The sequence below is a fragment of the Parabacteroides goldsteinii genome (assembly GCF_020091425.1).
Classification (GTDB): Bacteria; Bacteroidota; Bacteroidia; order Bacteroidales; family Tannerellaceae; genus Parabacteroides; species Parabacteroides goldsteinii.
Genome location: NZ_CP081906.1, coordinates 2,319,513 through 2,337,751, shown reverse-complemented (window position 1 = coordinate 2,337,751; position 18,239 = coordinate 2,319,513). Strand labels below are relative to the sequence as shown.

Sequence of the window (18,239 nt, the reverse complement as noted above, 5' to 3'; positions counted from 1 at the left end):
GTTTTATTCGATTATTCATTCAGCGGAAAGGCACGATTCAGTATATCCAGCAGAGTGCTGATAAAGCGTTCGGGGATAGACGATAACGGTAGCCTTTCCTCTTTGGGCAACTGTATGGTGTTTATATCTTCCCCTTCTTCCACGGATGAGAAGTATAACTCTTTCAGGAAACAATCACTTTCTTCGTAAACAAATGAAAGCTGTGCCACCACATTGAGAGATCGGTCTATGATATGAAGCGTGTTGTTTTCTATCCGGGTGGTTATATCTGCCGTTTCAAACTCGTAAATGTTGCTGAGATAGACTTTTTTCCCTGAATAACGAAGAAGGGTATCTCCCTGCTTTTCCGTTTCGGTCAGACGATGGACCGGTGCGCTCAGTTGGGGAATGAAAGGAATAAGCTCGTAATCGTCCAGTTGCTCTTTCCAGCCAGCCAGCGTTTCATCGGGCAAGTCAATCGGATGCACGAGGGAAATGACTGCGTTGTCCGGGAGAAGGAATTCTTTTTCGTCGGCAGTTGTGAACGTGCCGTCTTCCAGGTAACAGAAAGAATCCTGGAGTTTCCCTTCCTTATAGACGCCCCAGATAAGTCCGGTTGCTATATATCGCATGACCGGATTCTCTATAAAGGTTGCCAGCCAGGCCTCTTTGGGCCAGGTCCGTCCGTTCTTGAGCGACTGTTCCAGCCGTTTTTTCTGAATATTGGTCTGCGTCTTAACCCGTTTCTTCAGGCTGGCCTGTTCGGCTCTGGCATTTTCAGCTTTCTCCCGATCATCGCTCTTTAAAGGGGCGGGAAGTGACTTGCTTACTTTCTGCTTATCAAGATCAAGTACGGATATGCTGAAGTCGGGCATCAAAGTTACCCGGAAAGTACGTGTGCCATAATCCACCCTCTTTTCTCCCTGGCGGTTAAAACCGAAGTCGGGGATGATTTGGTCGGCGAGTTCTTCTATCGACAGGCCTTTCCGGATGGCGGCTTGCCGGAATGCTTCCCAGGCAGCACGTTTGTACATGCCGTTGGGAGCAGTCTCCATCCAGTCGTTGAGTATGATAAGCGCGTTAGGACTAGCCTTCAATCCCAGCAACTTCATCGTGAGGCCGACAAGTTGTTTGCGGGAGGCTTTAGACCATGACTTTATCAGGGGTGCTAATTGGGCTATCTGCCATTCTGCCCCGTAGAAACAATAAGGAAGCAGAAGCATCCTCCTGTTGGCCTCCGCACTGTCTGCCAACCAATACCGGAACAGTTCTTCCAGGGCCGCCTGCCATTCTTTTTCATCGACGAAAGGGACAATCGCATCACAGGCATGCAGCCGGGTGATTTGGGTGAGTGCCATATGTTCGCTTAATACATAACGGAGCACATGGCGCGGCACAAACTCGTCTACATCGGTTTCGTTTGCCCAATGGATTCTCGTATAAGGCTTTTGCGGTAACCAGGCTATTTGTTGCGTGCAATATAGCTCGATATGTTTGCTGCAATAGTCGATAACAGCCTGTTTGTTTCTGAATTTGATTTTACTGGCTGAGGCATGTGCGTTATCCCAGTATTTGAATAACTGCCGGGTCCAATTCTGCGAATCCTCGTCCAGTTCCGGATACAGTTGTTCCAGTAAATTGCGGGTTTTCTTCTCCTTGTCGAGGATGATCTTTTCGATGTTCCTGCGGATTAGTTTGGAGTTTTCCTTCAGTAATCCCAGTAACTGCTCATAGTCTTTCAAGCCGCAATCGGAAAACAGCTTATTCAACCAGATCAGTCTCTTTTTCAATGCGACATCACTATATAAATAATCGTATGCTGCCTGTTTGTTCTTACGGATTATGTCGTCGAGCGGCATCTCCTGAAATGTTTTCAGAACCTGCCAGTCGGAGGCTGTATATGCTTCGCAATAGCTGTCGAATAATGCTGCTAAATCCGGTTGTTGCTTTCTCTTCATATCCTTTTATTCTTCTTTCAATACATCAAAAATACCCAATACACTGCTCAGGAAGCGGGCCGGAACACTTTCGGGCGAGAGGATTGCGTTGTTTTTCGGTTCGTCGTCGGTCGTCTGGTCTTCTCCCAGGCGGTAGAGGATGACATCTCCGAGTGTCACGTCGTCATTATATTCCTGCCCCATGTACATATATTCGAAGTTCAGCAGGGCGGCCATATTCAGGTATTTGTCTACCAGATGATAACAAGTGTAGCTGCCGGCATCCCATACCTCTCCGCGAACCATGTTGTGTTTTTTTGCCATACCGCTTATCTTTCCTGACTTGACGGTCAGGCCGTTGTAACGGGTTATCTTATTTCCGTCCGTCTCCTTTTCTCCTAAAACAATTATGGGGGCGGTTAGTTGCGGGATGGGCTGCACAATTTCATAATCATCCAGTTGCTCCTTCCAGCCTGCAAGAACTTCTTCCTCCAGTTCGATAGGATGGACGAGGGTGATGGTGGCCTTTTCGGGCAGCGTATATTCCTCTTCATCTACCGTATTGAATGTGCCGTCTTCCATATAACGGAACGTTCCGGTCAGTTTGTCTCCGTCATACACACCCCATATCAGGGCGGTTGCAAAACGATGCATAATCGGGTTCTCTACAAAGAGGGTGTTCCAGGAACCGGCTGTCCAGCGGCGTCCGTTCATCAGTACCTTTTCCAAACGGTTGGTTTGTGACTGTACGGTGGCCTTGATTTGTTTTTTCAGTTCGGAGAATTCCTTTTTGGCGGCCGTCGCTTTCACTGCGTCGTCATTGGCTCCGGGAGCAGGCATCGACTTGATAGTCTTCTGTTTTTCGTTGTCGAAGATAGAAAGTGAGAAGTCGGGCATCAAGGTTATCGTGAAGTTTCGCGGACCGTAATCAAGTATCTTTTCTCCTTCCTTATTGAAGCCCAGGGTGGGGACAATCTTGTCGGAGAGTTCATCCTCCGGTATTTCCAATGCTTTGGCTGCAAAAGAGAAGGCTGCCTTGGCGGCATTTTTGACCTGATTATTGGGGAACTTGACAGAGATGCCGTCTATCATGACCAGTGCAACGCTTCCTCCGTTCATGGCGATGGCGTTGACCACAAAGGCGGCGATAGCACCACGTGAAGCCTCGGCCCAGTCTTTCAACTGCGTTTTGAGGCGGAGTATCTGTGTGTCGGAACCGTAGATGCAATACGGGACCATAATCATTTTCTTTTTGGCTTCGGCTCCGTTCTCTTTCCAGAACAGATAAATGTTCTCCATCATTTGCTGGAAGTCCGGGGTATGCAACTGTTCCGTTATTTTATCGCAAGCCTTTACTTTGTAGGCCTCTTCCAGGCAGAGATATTCGGAGAGGATATAACGGGTGACGATGGCGGGTGCTTTTTCGGTCATGTCGGCAAAGCGTACGTCGGTGAACATGTCTTCGGGTATCCAGGCAATGAATTTCTGATTGTCCTTGTCGAAGTTGTCGGTGCAATATTCGACAACGCTTTCTTTGGTAAAGGTAAAGTCTGCACCGAATTTCCGTTCGTTGTCCCAGCGTTTGATGATTCGTTTACCGGCCGCCAGGGCATCTCCTTTCAGTTTGGATAATTCCGATTCCAGTAACGGACGGGTTGCTTCTTCATGGAGGTTAATCAACTCTTCGGCAGTCTTGCGGAGTATCTTCGACTTGTTGGATAATAACCCGAGTAGCGGTTGGACGTCCGTTATTTTACAGGTTCCGTAAATCATGTCGAGCCAGTTCTGTGTCTCTTCGATCGAGAGGTCGCCGCTGTTCAGCAAGTCCAGTGCCAGAGACTGGTGGCTGATAATATCTTCTTTATCCAGAACGTCCTGCATCCGGTTCGGGTTATAGGCATAGGCTTTGAAGGCTTCGGCATAGGTGAACCGGCTGGTGGTGTCGAGTAATAGCCGAAGGCTTTCCTTCGGAGAACTGTTCAGCCATTTCTTACGTGTTTCAAGGAATATGTATGTAAGATATACCGGATTATTTATTGCGGCACTGGTACGGACCTGAATCAGCAGCACGTTGATGAACCGCCGGGCCAGTTCCGACTCACAGTATAGAAGAGCCAGGGCACCGATCAATAAAGCCGGAGCGTTTTTCCCGTATCCCCAGCCGAAGTTGCCGCAATTCTTCAGACGATTCTCCCAGGCAACCTGCGGTGTCGAATCGTCTGTCAGGGCTGAAATAAAATTACCGGTGTTACCTAAGTTTTCTCCCAGCAGGTTAAGCATGCAGCGAGCCTGTAACTCTGTACTTTCTGCCAGTTCTTCCGTGCCTTCTCCATGTTCGAGCAGGATTGACAAAAGGTAAAGGCTGTAGGCGGCCTGTTGGATGGGAGTTGTCTTTGCCAGCATCCGGTAGACTTCCATGAACAGTTCTTTATCTTCTTTATATAAGGTATGGAACATGGATGCCTTGTCGGCATCATTATCTTCCGTCAGAATCAAATAATAATAAATGCCTAAAGGAGCCCCGATCGATTGCAGGAATGCCAGCATCTTATGCGGATTGAGATGGAAGAACAAGGCCCGTGCCGATATAGTCTCTTTGAGCAGTTGGAGTAAACGCTCTTTTAGTTCGGGAGCGAACTTATAGCAGAAATACAGGATGAATGTGAAACTCGGACCGGAATATCTGTAAGCCAAAGCAGTCAGTACCGGCAGATAGCGGGCATATTTATCCGAATCCTGTTCCAGCAACAGGATGGCCAGGTATAAAGCCAGGTATAATTCATGGGTGTTGTTTCGCTGTTCTTCCAGTTCCTTTAGTTTATCGGAAAGAAGCAGGTCGGCAAATGCTTCCGATTCGGACGGGCAATATTTCAGTAATATCTGTGCTGTTTCATATAACTCCGGACCTTGTGTTTTGTGACGGGTTACCGACTCTTTAATCAGGTTCCTGAAATCATGGCCGTAACCGATGAGCAGGCAAATCTCCAGATCATCTTTCATCCCCCATTTATGGATAGGTCCGTCGCGACGTATTTTCGAGAGGATAACCAACATGCGGCGTGCCAGTTCCGCATTGTCCCCGTTTAATTCATGTATAATCCAGGCGTCATAATCAACATATATCTTTGGGCCCGACATCACTGTTTCGGGAACCTGGTCGATTTTCTCGTCCAGATATTCATATACTTTCGGGGTGAAGGCGCATTTGTAGTATCCTTGCTCATAGATTCTAGTCCATTGTTCGAGCATTTGTTCTTTTGTCATGGTGTCGTTTTAAAGTTTGCTTTGATTGAATATATAAGCAAATGTATAAAAAATATTTTGTAATTTTGCACCTTCCAAACAATAAGGGCGTGAGACAAACGATGAGAAAATATCTGAAATGGCTGCTGCCGGTGATTTTTATCGCCTACTATAGCTGTATCACGTTATTTATCCATGTCCATATCGAACATGGCACGACGATTGTCCATTCTCACCCTTTCGGAAAGATGAACGGCGGTCCCTGCCATCATCATGCTTCCCTTTCCGAAATACAGCTATTCCATATACTGACGACTCTTAGTGTGGAAGATGGGGCTGTTCATGCGTTACATCTGAATTTTAATGCACAGCAAGTCGCTGAAATAGTAGAATATCCGGTCTATCCGGATTATAAACTCCCTGGCAAAGGGCAGCTTAGTCTTCGTGCCCCTCCTGTTTTCTGATAAAAAATAGTAAGACTTTTATTGATAAGGATAGGTGTTTCTACTATAAACATCCCGTCCTTCTAATCTTTTGACCCTGGTCGAATACATTTTTGACCTAGGTGAAACATGTAGTTGACCCAGGTGAAATATGTATTCGACCCAGGTCAAAAGTATAAAACATCGGAGGCTTTGAATTAGAAAGTGCCGTGTTTTACATTATAACATTACCTATTTATCAGAACAAATCGCAATGAATAAGATAATTACGCTTATACTATGCCTGTGTTGTGTCTTTACAGCAGCATGGGCGGATGATGCTCCGGCCCTGAATCCGTCGGATGCCAATATCGTAGGACATATACTGGACAAGAAAACGGGTGAGCATCTTTCTTTTATTAATGTTTTTCTGAAAGGAACGACAATCGGTACATCGACCGATGCCACCGGTCATTATTACCTGAAGAACCTGCCGGAAGGCAAATATACCCTGGTGATGAAAACGCTGGGCTTTAAGACAGTAGAGAAACCTATCACCTTGAAGAAAGGAAAAACGCTGGAAATCAATTTTGAGGCGGAGGAAGACCTGGTGTCGTTGGATGGGGTTGTCGTATCGGCAAACCGTAATGAGACAACCCGCCGCCTGGCTCCTTCGTTGGTGAATGTGCTCGATTCAAAAACATTTGAGACGACACATGCTACTTCTTTAGCGGACGGTTTGAACTTCCAGCCTGGTGTGCGTGTGGAAAACAATTGCCAGAACTGTGGGTTTCAGCAGGTGCGTATCAACGGACTTGAGGGTCCTTATACGCAGATATTGGTTGACAGCCGTCCGATATTCAGTGCTCTGACGGGTGTGTACGGTTTGGAACAGATTCCGGCCAATATGATCGAACGTGTGGAGATTATGCGTGGGGGAGGTTCCGCCTTGTTCGGTTCTTCCGCTATTGCCGGTACGATTAATATCATTACCAAAGAACCGTTGCGAAATTCGGCACAGATTTCTCACTCACTGACGATGATTGGCGGCGACCGTCCCGATAATAACACAACGATAAATGCTTCGCTGGTGACGGACGACCATAAAGCCGGTATTTATATGTTCGGACAGAACCGTTATCGCGGAGCTTACGACCATGACGGTGACGGATATACCGAACTGGGCAAACTGAATGCCCGCACGCTCGGTTTCCGTTCTTACCTGAAAACAAGCATGTATTCGAAGCTGACTTTCGAATATCATAATATCAATGAATACCGTCGTGGCGGTAACCTGTTGGACCTGCCTCCCCACGAAGCCGATATTGCCGAGCAGACCGAACATAACATCAATGGCGGTGGCTTGAAATTCGATTTGTTTTCAAAGGATTATAAGCATCGTCTGAATGTGTATACTTCTGCCCAGCATACAAAAAGAAACAGTTATTATGGCGCAGACAAGAACCCGAATGCTTATGGCAGCACAACGGATATGACCTTTGTCGGAGGAGCGCAGTATTCCTATGAATGGGATAAATGTCTTTTCATGCCTGCCGAGTTTACGGGAGGTGCCGAATATAACTATGACGATTTGCAGGATAAGATGTTAGGCTATCACCGCACGATCGAGCAGACTGTACATATCGGTAGCGTTTTCCTGCAAAACGAATGGAAGAATGAGAAATGGAGTTTCCTGATCGGTGCACGGATGGACAAGCATAATTTGATAGACCATGCGATATTCAGTCCGCGTGCCAATGTGCGTTTCAATCCGACCAGCGATATAAATCTGCGTCTGTCTTATTCGAGCGGTTTCCGTGCCCCTCAGGCTTTTGACGAGGATTTGCATATTACGGCAGTCGGCGGTGATGTGGCGATCATCCAGATATCTCCGGACCTGAAAGAAGAGAACTCACAAAGTATCAGTGCCTCGGCCGACTTTTACCGTCGTTTCGGTCCGGTGCAGACTAATTTCCTGGTAGAAGGTTTTTACACAGACCTGCGTAATGTTTTTATCCTTGAAGAGATAGGGCGCGACAATGATAATAACCTGCTGATGGAACGCCGTAATGGGAAAGGTGCCCGTGTGATGGGAATAAACCTGGAGGCAAAAGCCGTCTATTCATGGATGCAGATTCAGGCAGGCGCAACTATCCAGCGTAGCCGTTACAAAGAACCGGAGAGCTGGAGTGAGAATGAGAATCTGGCCCCTCAGAAAAAGATGTTCCGTTCGCCGGATGTATATGGTTATTTCACTTCTTCATTTACGCCGGTGAAGCGATTGACGGCTTCGTTGACCGGTACTTATACCGGTAGCATGCTGGTTCAGCACCTGGCCGGTTATATCCCGGAAGACAGGGAAGAGAAAACGAAGGACTTCTTCGACCTGAATGTAAAGGTGGCGTATGATTTTCCTCTTTATAAATCTGTTACTTTGCAGGTTAATGCAGGTGTTCAGAACATCTTTAATTCTTATCAGGATGATTTTGATAAATATGAGAAACGGGATGCCGGCTATATTTATGGCCCGGGTATTCCCCGCAGTTATTTCATAGGTTGTAAGATCAGTTATTAAGATGCTGATTTAAAATATTCGGAAAGGCCCGGTAAAAGTTTCTTGTTTTTACCGGGCTTTATGTTTACTTTAGCGCCCATTATAAATAAATCTGATATAACATGAATTTAAGTGATCCCAAAGATTGTTTGTATTGTACGAACAATCAGACTTTAGATGATTTGATGATCGAAATAGCTCCTTTATCAGTCTCCCGGCTTTTTCTTTTCAAGGAACAGACTTATTATGGCCGTTGCCTGGTTGCCTATAAAGAGCATGTGCACGATTTGAATATGCTGAGCGATGACGAACGGAATGCATTTATGGCAGATGTCGTAAAAGTAACCCGTGCCATGCAGAAAGTATTCAATCCGCAAAAGATAAATTACGGTGCTTATTCCGATAAGCTGTCGCATCTGCATTTTCATCTGGCCCCTAAATATGAAGATGGTCCCGATTTCGGAGGAACATTCACAATGAATCCGCAGAAAGTTTATCTGTCGGAACAGGAGTACAAGGAGATGGTGGAGAAGATAAGAGAGGCGTTGTAAGGCTATATAAGATAAAAAAGGAAGCGAAACTGCTTCCTTTTATCTTAGTTGTTCATTAAAATCTTCCGGATTCTGACTGTTAGACCAAATGTTGGCAATACAGATTGTCTTTTTTTCTACATAGTAAATGATTTTATGGTTCTTATGTTCTACGAAGGAACGATAATTTCTTTTACATGTTTCGGTATTCAGTTCAATCGGTTGTCCCATATTAGGATTTAATGCCAGTAAGTTTACAGTATCTAAAATACTGTTTATGAATTTGTCGGCAGCTCTAATGCCCATTTCTTTTTTATACCAGGCATAAGTTACTCTAGCATTCTTCCTTGCTGGACGTTTCCATTTAATAGTTAAAGGTTTCTCCATGAAGCAACAGCTTTTCGCATCTCTTCCTGTGTATAATAAACAGGATCGGCCTCCGACAACCTAAGGCTTTCTATCTTCTCCTCATAAGATAATGGACGCATAGCATTTTCAATCTCTTCATCAGTGATGATGTCAATGTCATCCACTTGAGTAGTACGGGATATTTTGTATCGGTTAGATGCGATACGTTTAATATACTTCTTTACTTTCTCGATACTTTCCGTGTCAAGGTTAATGATTTCGTTGAACAGTTCCAGGCGTTCACCCTGTAATTCCATTGCTTTCATATCTTTACTCCTTTCGGTTTTGATGAATTACAAATGTATTTATTTTTTTGGAACCGGCATAAGATAAGTAAAGAAAAATTATTCAGGAGGCTGTGGTTGCACGGCAACTATACTTGGTGAAGCGCAACCTTGCAGAGCGGATGATTGTATCCGCTCCGGTATAATTGTGGCGATTCCGTGCAACCGACACCATGTCGCTCCCGGATAATGCTACCCTTTTAAACTTTTATTTATTGTATCGATATAATCAAGTATTTCTTCCCGCCCGTCTTTTTTCTCGGATGAAGAAAGTAGGATAGGGGGAAGCTCTTCCCACGTTTCAAGTAATTTTTCCTGATAGGCTTTCAGATTTTCTTGTAGACGGCCTTTACTAATCTTATCTATTTTGGTGAAGATGATGGAGAAAGGAACTCCGTTCTCACCCAGCCACTCCATAAACTCCAGGTCGATTTTCTGTGCTTCATGGCGGCAGTCAATTAAGACGAATAGATTAGTTAGCTGCTCACGTTCCAGGATATAATCTTCGATAATCCGCTGGATATTCTGTCTTCCTTCTTTTCCCCGTTGAGCAAACCCATATCCGGGAAGGTCGACCAGAAACCAGTTGTTGTTGATAATAAAATGATTGATAAGCAATGTCTTCCCAGGTTTCTGTGAAGTCATTGCCAGACCTTTCTTGCCTGTCAGCATATTGATAAGGGAGGATTTGCCAACATTGCTTCGCCCGATAAAGGCATACTCCGGAAAGTTTCCTGCGGGGCATTTCTTTACGTCTGTGTTACTGATAACAAATTCTGCACTTTTGATTTCCATATTTTTAAACTTTTATTGTTTTGTGTTTGACTGAGGCCGCCCATAACCCGAAGAATGTGATGGCTCCGTTGAGCATCAGCATTTCGTAACCGAAGGCATAGCCTGTATGTTGTTTCACCAGGTAATCCGTTGCGAAACAGATTAGCGGCGAGAGAATACATATATAAGGAACATATTTGTCACGCGGTTGTTTTTTGGTGAACAAGCCAAAGACAAATAATCCCAGCAAAGGACCGTAGGTATAAGAAGCAATCATATAGATTGCATCAATCACGCTGCGGCTGTTTACGGCCTTAAAGATAAGGATTATTATGGCAAACAGAGCAGAGATAAGCAAATGAACCATCAATCGGGTGCGTTTAGCCTTGTTCGCTTCCTCCTTTTCCACTCCCAGAATATCGACGCAAAAAGAGGTGGTCAAAGCCGTTAATGCTGAATCGGCACTACTAAAAGCGGCTGCAATGATACCGATTGTAAAGAAAATTAGAATAGAATGCCCCAAGATTCCGGAAGTGCAAAACATCGGCAGAATATCATCGTTTAAGGCCGGCAGTTCGATATTTTTTTGAGAAGCCAGGCTCAACAATAATACACCTAATGCCAGGAACAGAAAATTGACCGGCGTGAAAGCAAAACCATAGGTGTACATATTCTTCTGTGCATCTTTCAGGCTTTTGCAGGATAGGTTCTTCTGCATCATATCCTGGTCGAGCCCGGTCATGACGATGGTGATAAAGATGCCGCTGAAAAACTGTTTCACGAAATGTTGTGTGCTGTGCCAGTCGTTGAATTCAAAGATACGGAAATGAGGATTCTCGGTCAGGGTTTGCACCATGCCTCCCATATCCAGTTCCATGGCATCTTTTACCTTCCAGATAATGACGACCAGCATGGCAACCAGGCAAAGTGCCTGAAGCGTATCCGTCCAGATAATAGTCTTGATTCCACTCCGGTAGGTGTATAGCCAAACCAGAAAAATACTGATGATAACAGTTACCCAAAAAGGAATATTCCAGGTACTGAAGACGTAATGCTGTAAAATCAGGACAACCAGATAAAGCCGTGCCGCTGCCCCGACAATCTTTGAAAGCAGGAAAAAAGAAGCACCGGTTTTATAACTCCGCTTTCCAATCCGGTCACCCAGATAGGAGTAGATAGAAGTCAGTTTCAATTTATAGTAAAGCGGTAACAGCACTTTGGCAATCAGTATATATCCGAAAAAGAATCCGAAAACCGTTTGCATATAAGTCATATCTATGCTGCGAACCATCCCCGGAACCGAAACGAAGGTGACGCCGGAAAGCGATGTCCCAATCATCCCGATAGATACGATATACCACGGAGATTTACGGTTTCCCAGAAAGAAAGCATCGTTACTTGTACTTTTCCTGCCTGTTATCCAGGCAATCAACAACAGTATGCCAAAGTAAATTGCAATTATAGAGAGGATGATATAACTATTCATTCACCAGTATTTAATTAAGTAGAGCAGGGTATTTGGTCCCTGTCGAACGTTCGGATACAAAGATAACAACAATTTGCTAAAATGTAATATCATGTAAACTTCTTCTTCTTTCAGGCAGGACGTTAGAGGACGGATAAGGGTGTTTGTGGACCGTATGTCAGGTTCGTTCTAATGAATTTTATCGGTGTTTTTCCCTTTTTTGTGGGGAAAATATCCTTATTAATCTATTTTGTTTGTCTTCTTGATTTATTCTTTATTCCTTTGTAATCAGTTAGAGCTCGTGAGAGTAAAGACAACCGGATTCCACTAGGAACCGGAAAGATAGGTAAACACAAAAAAAGGCCGCTATCGTGAGATTAGCGACCTTTTTAGATTAATACCTTTTCTCTATGAATGCTCCCCGGAAATAATGTTCCAGTATTTTTGTATAAGCATATCCTTTTTCACCCATGACGGCTGCACCTATCTGGCAAAGTCCTACGCCATGCCCCCAGCCGGCACCCGTCAGTACGAAACGTTGGGGAATACGAACGCGTATATCTTCTTTGTCTACCACAAAGGCGGAACTGTACAGATGGGTTTCCGATAAAGTGCGCCGTATCTCCAATTCCTTGCCGATAGTATAAATACGGCGGGTTCCCACAATCTGTAACTCTTCGATACGTCCGGAAGTACCTCTTTTCAATGGTACCAGGTCTTGTATTTCGCCAAAGTCGATGCCGCTTTTACGATGAATCAGTTCGGACAGCTCGTCCTGGGTGTAAGACACTTTCCAGCGATAGAAATTTATCGTTTCCTGATCATAGTTGTTCAAGACTTGGCTGAGTATCTTTTTCTTTGTTGTGTTACAAAATGCGTTAGGAGAATTACGTATCCACATTTCCGCTTCAATCGGGTCGGTCAGGTCGGGATAAGAAGTTTCTTTACTGTCCCGTACAACTGTCAGATAGGAGTGGGGCACCGGCTCCCAACAGTGTTCGAACTGCTCGGTCACGCCTCCGCAACATTTAGAGAAACGTGCGTCGCAGATGGATTCGCCATCGGTCAGTATCTCGCCGCGTGTTTCGTGGACCGCTTCCTGTACGATTGCGGTAGAAGCACGGGTAATGCCTTGGTAACGCTGGCAATGGTCGTCGGCACACACATCGAACATGGTATGATCTTCGCGGTCGTACCAACGGATTAATTGGTTATTGTCGCGATGGCAACTCTCATATTTTTCCGAAGCGTTACCCAGGCGGAAATTCTTTTCTATCTGCGCCAGTAGCCAGCTGCGGGAGATTACGGCGTGTGCCTTCAGCAACTCTTTTGATGCTGTGGCACTCATTTCAGACGAAATCACGCTTGTCAGATATTCTTCAACGTCAATACTGTTGATTACAACAATTCCGTCATTCGTTGCCACCAGGTTCAGTGCTCCTTTGAAGCGTTGGTCTTCCTGGCGTTGCCAGTGGAAGTCCACTCCGATTGTCACAGCTTTCAGGTCAAACGATGATTGGGGCGAAGCCGGTTCAAAGAATAGTTCTTTGTAGAGCTTGCCGTTATACACGATATTTCCGTTTACAAACAACGCGCGTTGTTCTCCCGTCAGGAAGGAACTGCTCTCCGTATGGATATATTCTCCATTGAATACGAAAGAGAGAGCCTTCCCCGTCATAATCCCAACATTAACTAACGGTGCATCCATTCTTTATCTTATTCTTTTTTCGCGCTCAATGAACTTATCGCCAGATAAGCCATCAATGCAATATACATTACAACAGCCAGCGGTTCGGCAAAGTTTCCTTCCAACCATTTTTCGTTCAGCAGGTTGATGCCACCGAAACGTAAAGCTGCGCTGATAACTCCCATCAAGGCACCACCTGCGATGAAACCGGATGCAAGTAATGTCCCTTTTTCCAAACGGGCCGTATTCAATGCCTGGTCTTTGCTGCGGCTTCCTACATACCAGCTGATGGCTCCACCGATCAGCAGCGGAGTGTTCAGTTCCATCGGGATAAACATACCCAATGCGAATGCCAGTGCCGGAATTTTACAGAAGTTCAGAACGATAGCCAGTACGGCACCGATGCCATACAACACCCAGGGTGCTCCCGAACCGCTCATCAGCGGTTCGATAACGGCTGCCATTGCATTAGCCTGCGGTGCGGCCAGCTGCCCGGTCGTAAATCCGTACGTCTGGTTCAGGATAAGGATTACACCGCCAACTGTTGCAGCAGAGACTAAGGTGCCGAGAAACTTCCATGTCTGCTGTTTAGCAGGCGTACTTCCCAGCCAGTAACCTATCTTCAAGTCGGTAATGAAACCGCCTGCCATGGAAAGTGCCGTACAGACAACACCTCCGATAATCAGGGCCGAAACCATACCGGCCGTTCCTTTCAGTCCGGCAGCCACCAGAATGATGGACGATAAGATTAATGTCATCAGCGTCATACCCGACACCGGATTTGTTCCTACAATAGCAATGGCATTTGCGGCAACAGTCGTGAACAGGAAGGCAATAATCCCGACAATCAACAACCCTATTAAAGCATAATACCAGTTATCCAATACTCCGAAATGGAAGAACAGATAAGTAACAATCAGCGTAGCGAAGATACCAATCGAGATAATCTTCATCGATAAATCTTTCTGTGTGCGTATTGTGGCTGTGTCAGCTTCCGTATTTTTCCCTTTCAGTTCTTTGGCTGCCAGTCCGACGGCTCCGCGGATAATTCCCCATGAATTGATAATACCGATAACTCCGGCCGTCGCGATACCACCGATACCGATATGGCGGGCATAGGTCGTAAAGATTTGTTCGGCACTCATGCTGCCGACTGTTGCGGTAATAGCGTCATTACCGAATGTCAATACGTCTGCACCGAAGATGGCGGACATCAGCGGGATGATGACCAACCAAACAAGGAATGAACCGGCACAGATAATCATGGAATATTTCAATCCTATGATATAACCGAGTCCCAGTACGGCGGCTCCTGTATTGACTTTCAGTACGACTTTTGCTTTGTCGGCCAGCATTTCACCAACTCCGACAATGCGCGTGCTGACAGTTTCGCTCCACCAACCGAAAGTGGCAATAATAAAATCGTATAAACCTCCGATCAGACCTGCCAGAATAAGCGGTTTCGCCTGGCTTCCGCCTTTCTCGCCCGAAACAAGCACCTGGGTGGTTGCCGTTGCTTCCGGGAACGGATATTTGCCATGCATATCCGAAACGAAATATTTCCGGAATGGAATTAACAGAAGAATGCCGAGTATGCCGCCCAGCAGCGAACTCATGAATACTTCAAAAAAGTTGATGGTAATTTCCGGATATTTGTCCTGAAGGATATACAGGGCAGGAAGAGTAAAAATCGCTCCGGCTACGATTACACCGCTACAGGCTCCGATAGATTGGATAATTACATTTTCTCCCAATGCGTTTTTCCGTTTGAAACCGCTCGACAGTCCGACAGCTATGATGGCAATCGGGATAGCTGCTTCAAACACCTGTCCGACCTTCAATCCCAGATAGGCGGCAGCCGCGCTGAATATGACAGCCATGACAAGTCCCCAGAATACAGACCAGGGAGTTACTTCCCTGTATTGTTTTTGAGGTGACATAATCGGGTTAAATACTTCTCCTTCTTTGAGTTCTCTGTAGGCATTTTCGGGTAGCCCGCTTACCTTTTCTTCATCTTCCTTTTTCACTGTGAGTATTATTTTTAGTTAGATTTAATCCCAAATGTGTTTTTCTGTATCTATAGCGTTACAAAACTACGTTATTTTTTTAATTGAACAAATGATTAAGGCTGGAAGAATGACAGACAGGGATATTTAGTGAAACAAAATCCCCACCTTTTTGACATAGGTGGGGAAAATGCCCCATATATGTGGGGAATAATACCCATATAAGTGGGGAAAAAGCCCCATTCAAGTGGGGAAAAAACTTTACTGTAGCGGAGTTGTCGCTTTTTTGTGCAGGCTTCTTAGTTCGAAAGAAAGCATTACACGGAAGATGCCGATGATAAGAAGTGCATAAGCAATCATATAAACGAGGGTGAATACGCCCAGTCCCGGTTGCCAGATGATAGCGATGCTACAGATGATTGCCAGGATACCGAAAGCCATATACCAACCCCAGTTTCCGGTTCCGAACCGTTTCAGGTCCATAGCATAACCTGTGGAAGAAAAGCCTCTGAACATCAACCAGAACGCCAGGATAAACGGCAGTACGGTCATACTCAATCCCGGACTGGCCATGAGGTAAATACCCAGTATCAGGTCGATAATACCGCCGGCCAGATACCAACCCCAGCTCGAAATGTGCTTCCGGTTCGACACAGCAAAAAGGATTTCAAGCGTACCGCTTACGAACATGGCGACGCTGAATAAAAGGCTTAAAGCCACATAACTTGCCATCGGTGTGAACATCAGGCATATTGCGATCAGGATATATAATAATCCCAGTAAAAGTGAAACCCACCAGTTCTTTACAGCGGAACTGATTCTTTCGTCAAATGTATTCATATCAAGTTACCTTTAAAAATTATTTCTACTGTAACAAACCGTAAGAAAGAAAGGTTTCACGATTAAGTAAATTAAGGGTGCCGATTGTATTTCCTCCATGCCTTCAAAATGAAATATTTTATATACATTTGCCCCGTATTAAGTAAAATTAAAAGTCTGTTTTATGAAAGGAATTGTACTGGCCGGAGGTTCCGGAACCCGTTTGTATCCAATAACCAAAGGAGTATCCAAGCAATTGTTGCCGATTTATGATAAACCGATGATCTATTATCCCGTGTCTGTATTGATGCTTGCCGGGATAAGGGAAATCCTGATCATTTCTACCCCGCAGGACTTACCCGGGTTCCGGCGGTTGCTGGGAGACGGTTCGGATTATGGCGTGCATTTTGAATATGCCGAACAACCTTCGCCCGATGGTTTGGCACAGGCTTTTATCATAGGGGATAAATTCATTGGTAATGACTCGGTTTGCCTTGTGTTGGGCGACAATATCTTTTACGGACAGAGCTTTACGGCTATGTTAAAAGAGGCCGTTAACAATGTGGAGAACGAACAAAAAGCAACCGTCTTCGGTTACTACGTAAACGATCCGGAACGCTATGGCGTTGCTGAATTTGACACGGACGGAAACGTGCTGAGCATTGAAGAAAAGCCGAAGAATCCCAAGTCGAATTACGCGGTTGTCGGACTCTATTTTTATCCGAATAAAGTGGTCGAAGTGGCAAAACAAATCAAGCCGTCGGCACGCGGAGAACTGGAGATCACAACTGTAAACCAGGAGTTCCTGAAAGACGGAGAGTTGAAAGTTCAGTTATTAGGACGCGGTTTTGCCTGGCTCGATACCGGTACGCACGATTCGCTTTCGGAGGCTTCTACATTTGTGGAGGTGATTGAAAAACGACAGGGACTGAAAGTGGCTTGTCTGGAGGAAATTGCTTACCGGAAAGGTTGGATCGATGACGAGAAACTGAAAGAAGCAGCTACTCCGATGATAAAGAACCAGTACGGTCAATATTTATTGAAGTTGATAAAGGAATGAATAAAGACAGTAAAATATTTGTAGCCGGTCATCGTGGTCTGGTCGGTTCTGCTATCCTGAAGAATTTGCAGCAGAAAGGATACACAAACTTTGTTTTGCGTACCCATGCAGAGCTGGACCTGACCGATCAGTATGCAGTCAATGAATTCTTTGCGACGGAAAAACCGGAATATGTCTTTTTAGCAGCTGCCCATGTGGGTGGTATTATGGCAAACAGCCGGTATCGCGCAGATTTCATTTACATAAATCTGATGATCCAGAATAATGTGATCCATGCTTCCTATATTAATAATGTAAAGAAATTACTGTTTTTAGGCAGTACCTGTATTTATCCGGGCGAAGCGCCGCAGCCGATGCCGGAAGATTGCCTGCTCACTTCTCCGTTGGAATATACCAATGAACCCTATGCCATCGCAAAGATTGCCGGGATAAAGATGTGTGAAAGCTATAACCTGCAATACGGAACGAACTATATCGCAGTGATGCCCACTAATTTGTATGGTCCGAACGATAATTTCAATCTGGAGACTTCGCATGTGCTTCCGGCGATGATCCGTAAGATTCATTTGGGCAAATGTCTTCATACCGATAATTGGGAGGCTTTGCGCAAAGATTTGAATGCACGTCCTGTAGAAGGAGTGGCCGGAAATGCAACGGATAATAACATCCTGGCTATTTTAGCGAAATACGGTATCTATCCGGGAAAAGTGCAGCTGTGGGGAACCGGAAAACCGCTCCGCGAATTTCTTTGGAGCGAAGAAATGGCAGATGCTTCCGTTTATATTATGGAACATATCGATTTTCAGGATGTGCGTCCGGAGGGAAATGAAGTGCGCAACACACATATAAATATAGGTACGGGAAAAGAGTTATCTATAAAAGAAGTCGCTACACTGATTCAGGAAAAGATCGGTTTCGATGGCGAACTGGTTTTTGATGCTTCCAAACCCGATGGGACATTGCGCAAACTGACGGATGTCAGTAAACTGCATGCTTTGGGATGGCATCATAAAATAGAGATTGCCGAAGGGGTGGAATTTTTATACAACTGGTATTTAGACAAACAATAAT

At 45.2% G+C, this 18,239-nt stretch carries 14 protein-coding genes; 5 read left to right on the top strand and 9 right to left on the bottom strand.

What is annotated here, in order from left to right; all coding sequences use genetic code 11:
- Positions 1-11: 11 nt before the first annotated feature.
- Both K6V26_RS10855 and K6V26_RS10850 read right to left on the bottom strand, forming a co-directional pair.
- Positions 12-1,937, bottom strand: coding sequence for a DUF4132 domain-containing protein (locus tag K6V26_RS10855; RefSeq protein ID WP_224265329.1), 1,926 nt, complete (start codon positions 1,935-1,937; stop codon positions 12-14).
- A gap of 6 nt (positions 1,938-1,943) precedes the next feature.
- The gene (locus K6V26_RS10850) at positions 1,944-5,180 is read right to left on the bottom strand and encodes a DUF4132 domain-containing protein (RefSeq protein WP_224265328.1); all 3,237 of its coding nucleotides are present in this window, start codon (positions 5,178-5,180) and stop codon (positions 1,944-1,946) included.
- A 41-nt stretch (positions 5,181-5,221) separates the two neighbouring features.
- Between K6V26_RS10850 and K6V26_RS10845 the strand changes: the two genes are divergently transcribed.
- The 3 genes from K6V26_RS10845 (at position 5,222) to K6V26_RS10835 (ending at position 8,686) form a co-directional block, all read left to right on the top strand.
- On the top strand, positions 5,222-5,623 hold the full coding sequence (locus tag K6V26_RS10845; RefSeq protein ID WP_224265327.1) for a hypothetical protein: 402 nt from the start codon (positions 5,222-5,224) through the stop codon (positions 5,621-5,623).
- Positions 5,624-5,855: 232 nt separating this feature from the next.
- Positions 5,856-8,156: a TonB-dependent receptor gene (locus tag K6V26_RS10840; protein WP_224265326.1), complete on the top strand. Its 2,301-nt coding sequence runs from the start codon at positions 5,856-5,858 to the stop codon at positions 8,154-8,156.
- 101 nt (positions 8,157-8,257) lie between these two features.
- Positions 8,258-8,686 (top strand): HIT family protein, encoded by a 429-nt coding sequence (locus tag K6V26_RS10835; RefSeq protein ID WP_007657113.1) that lies wholly within the window; start codon positions 8,258-8,260, stop codon positions 8,684-8,686.
- A 39-nt stretch (positions 8,687-8,725) separates the two neighbouring features.
- Here the strand turns inward: K6V26_RS10835 and K6V26_RS10830 are convergent, their stop codons facing one another.
- The 7 genes from K6V26_RS10830 to K6V26_RS10800 form a co-directional block, all read right to left on the bottom strand.
- Positions 8,726-9,052, bottom strand: coding sequence for a type II toxin-antitoxin system RelE/ParE family toxin (locus tag K6V26_RS10830; protein WP_007657112.1), 327 nt, complete (start codon positions 9,050-9,052; stop codon positions 8,726-8,728).
- Positions 9,037-9,339: a hypothetical protein gene (locus K6V26_RS10825; protein WP_224265325.1), complete on the bottom strand. Its 303-nt coding sequence runs from the start codon at positions 9,337-9,339 to the stop codon at positions 9,037-9,039. The genes K6V26_RS10830 and K6V26_RS10825 overlap by 16 nt, the downstream gene beginning before the upstream one ends.
- A gap of 210 nt (positions 9,340-9,549) precedes the next feature.
- On the bottom strand, positions 9,550-10,152 hold the full coding sequence (yihA, locus tag K6V26_RS10820; RefSeq protein WP_007657110.1) for a ribosome biogenesis GTP-binding protein YihA/YsxC: 603 nt from the start codon (positions 10,150-10,152) through the stop codon (positions 9,550-9,552).
- A gap of 4 nt (positions 10,153-10,156) precedes the next feature.
- A complete protein-coding gene (locus tag K6V26_RS10815; RefSeq protein WP_046147211.1) occupies positions 10,157-11,617 on the bottom strand; it encodes a sodium:solute symporter in 1,461 nt (486 codons plus the stop codon).
- A 373-nt stretch (positions 11,618-11,990) separates the two neighbouring features.
- Positions 11,991-13,304, bottom strand: a complete 1,314-nt coding sequence (locus tag K6V26_RS10810) for a SpoIID/LytB domain-containing protein (RefSeq protein WP_046147210.1) — start codon at positions 13,302-13,304, stop codon at positions 11,991-11,993.
- An 8-nt stretch (positions 13,305-13,312) separates the two neighbouring features.
- The gene (locus tag K6V26_RS10805) at positions 13,313-15,310 is read right to left on the bottom strand and encodes an OPT family oligopeptide transporter (protein ID WP_046147209.1); all 1,998 of its coding nucleotides are present in this window, start codon (positions 15,308-15,310) and stop codon (positions 13,313-13,315) included.
- Positions 15,311-15,550: 240 nt separating this feature from the next.
- Positions 15,551-16,129 (bottom strand): HdeD family acid-resistance protein, encoded by a 579-nt coding sequence (locus K6V26_RS10800; protein WP_010802953.1) that lies wholly within the window; start codon positions 16,127-16,129, stop codon positions 15,551-15,553.
- Between the two features lie 163 nt (positions 16,130-16,292).
- On the opposite strand from K6V26_RS10800, the gene rfbA reads away from it, so the two are divergent.
- Positions 16,293-17,168, top strand: a complete 876-nt coding sequence (gene rfbA, locus K6V26_RS10795; RefSeq protein ID WP_007657099.1) for a glucose-1-phosphate thymidylyltransferase RfbA — start codon at positions 16,293-16,295, stop codon at positions 17,166-17,168.
- Positions 17,165-18,238: a GDP-L-fucose synthase family protein gene (locus tag K6V26_RS10790; RefSeq protein ID WP_224265324.1), complete on the top strand. Its 1,074-nt coding sequence runs from the start codon at positions 17,165-17,167 to the stop codon at positions 18,236-18,238. Before rfbA ends, K6V26_RS10790 begins: the two co-directional genes overlap by 4 nt.
- Position 18,239: the final 1 nt, after the last annotated feature.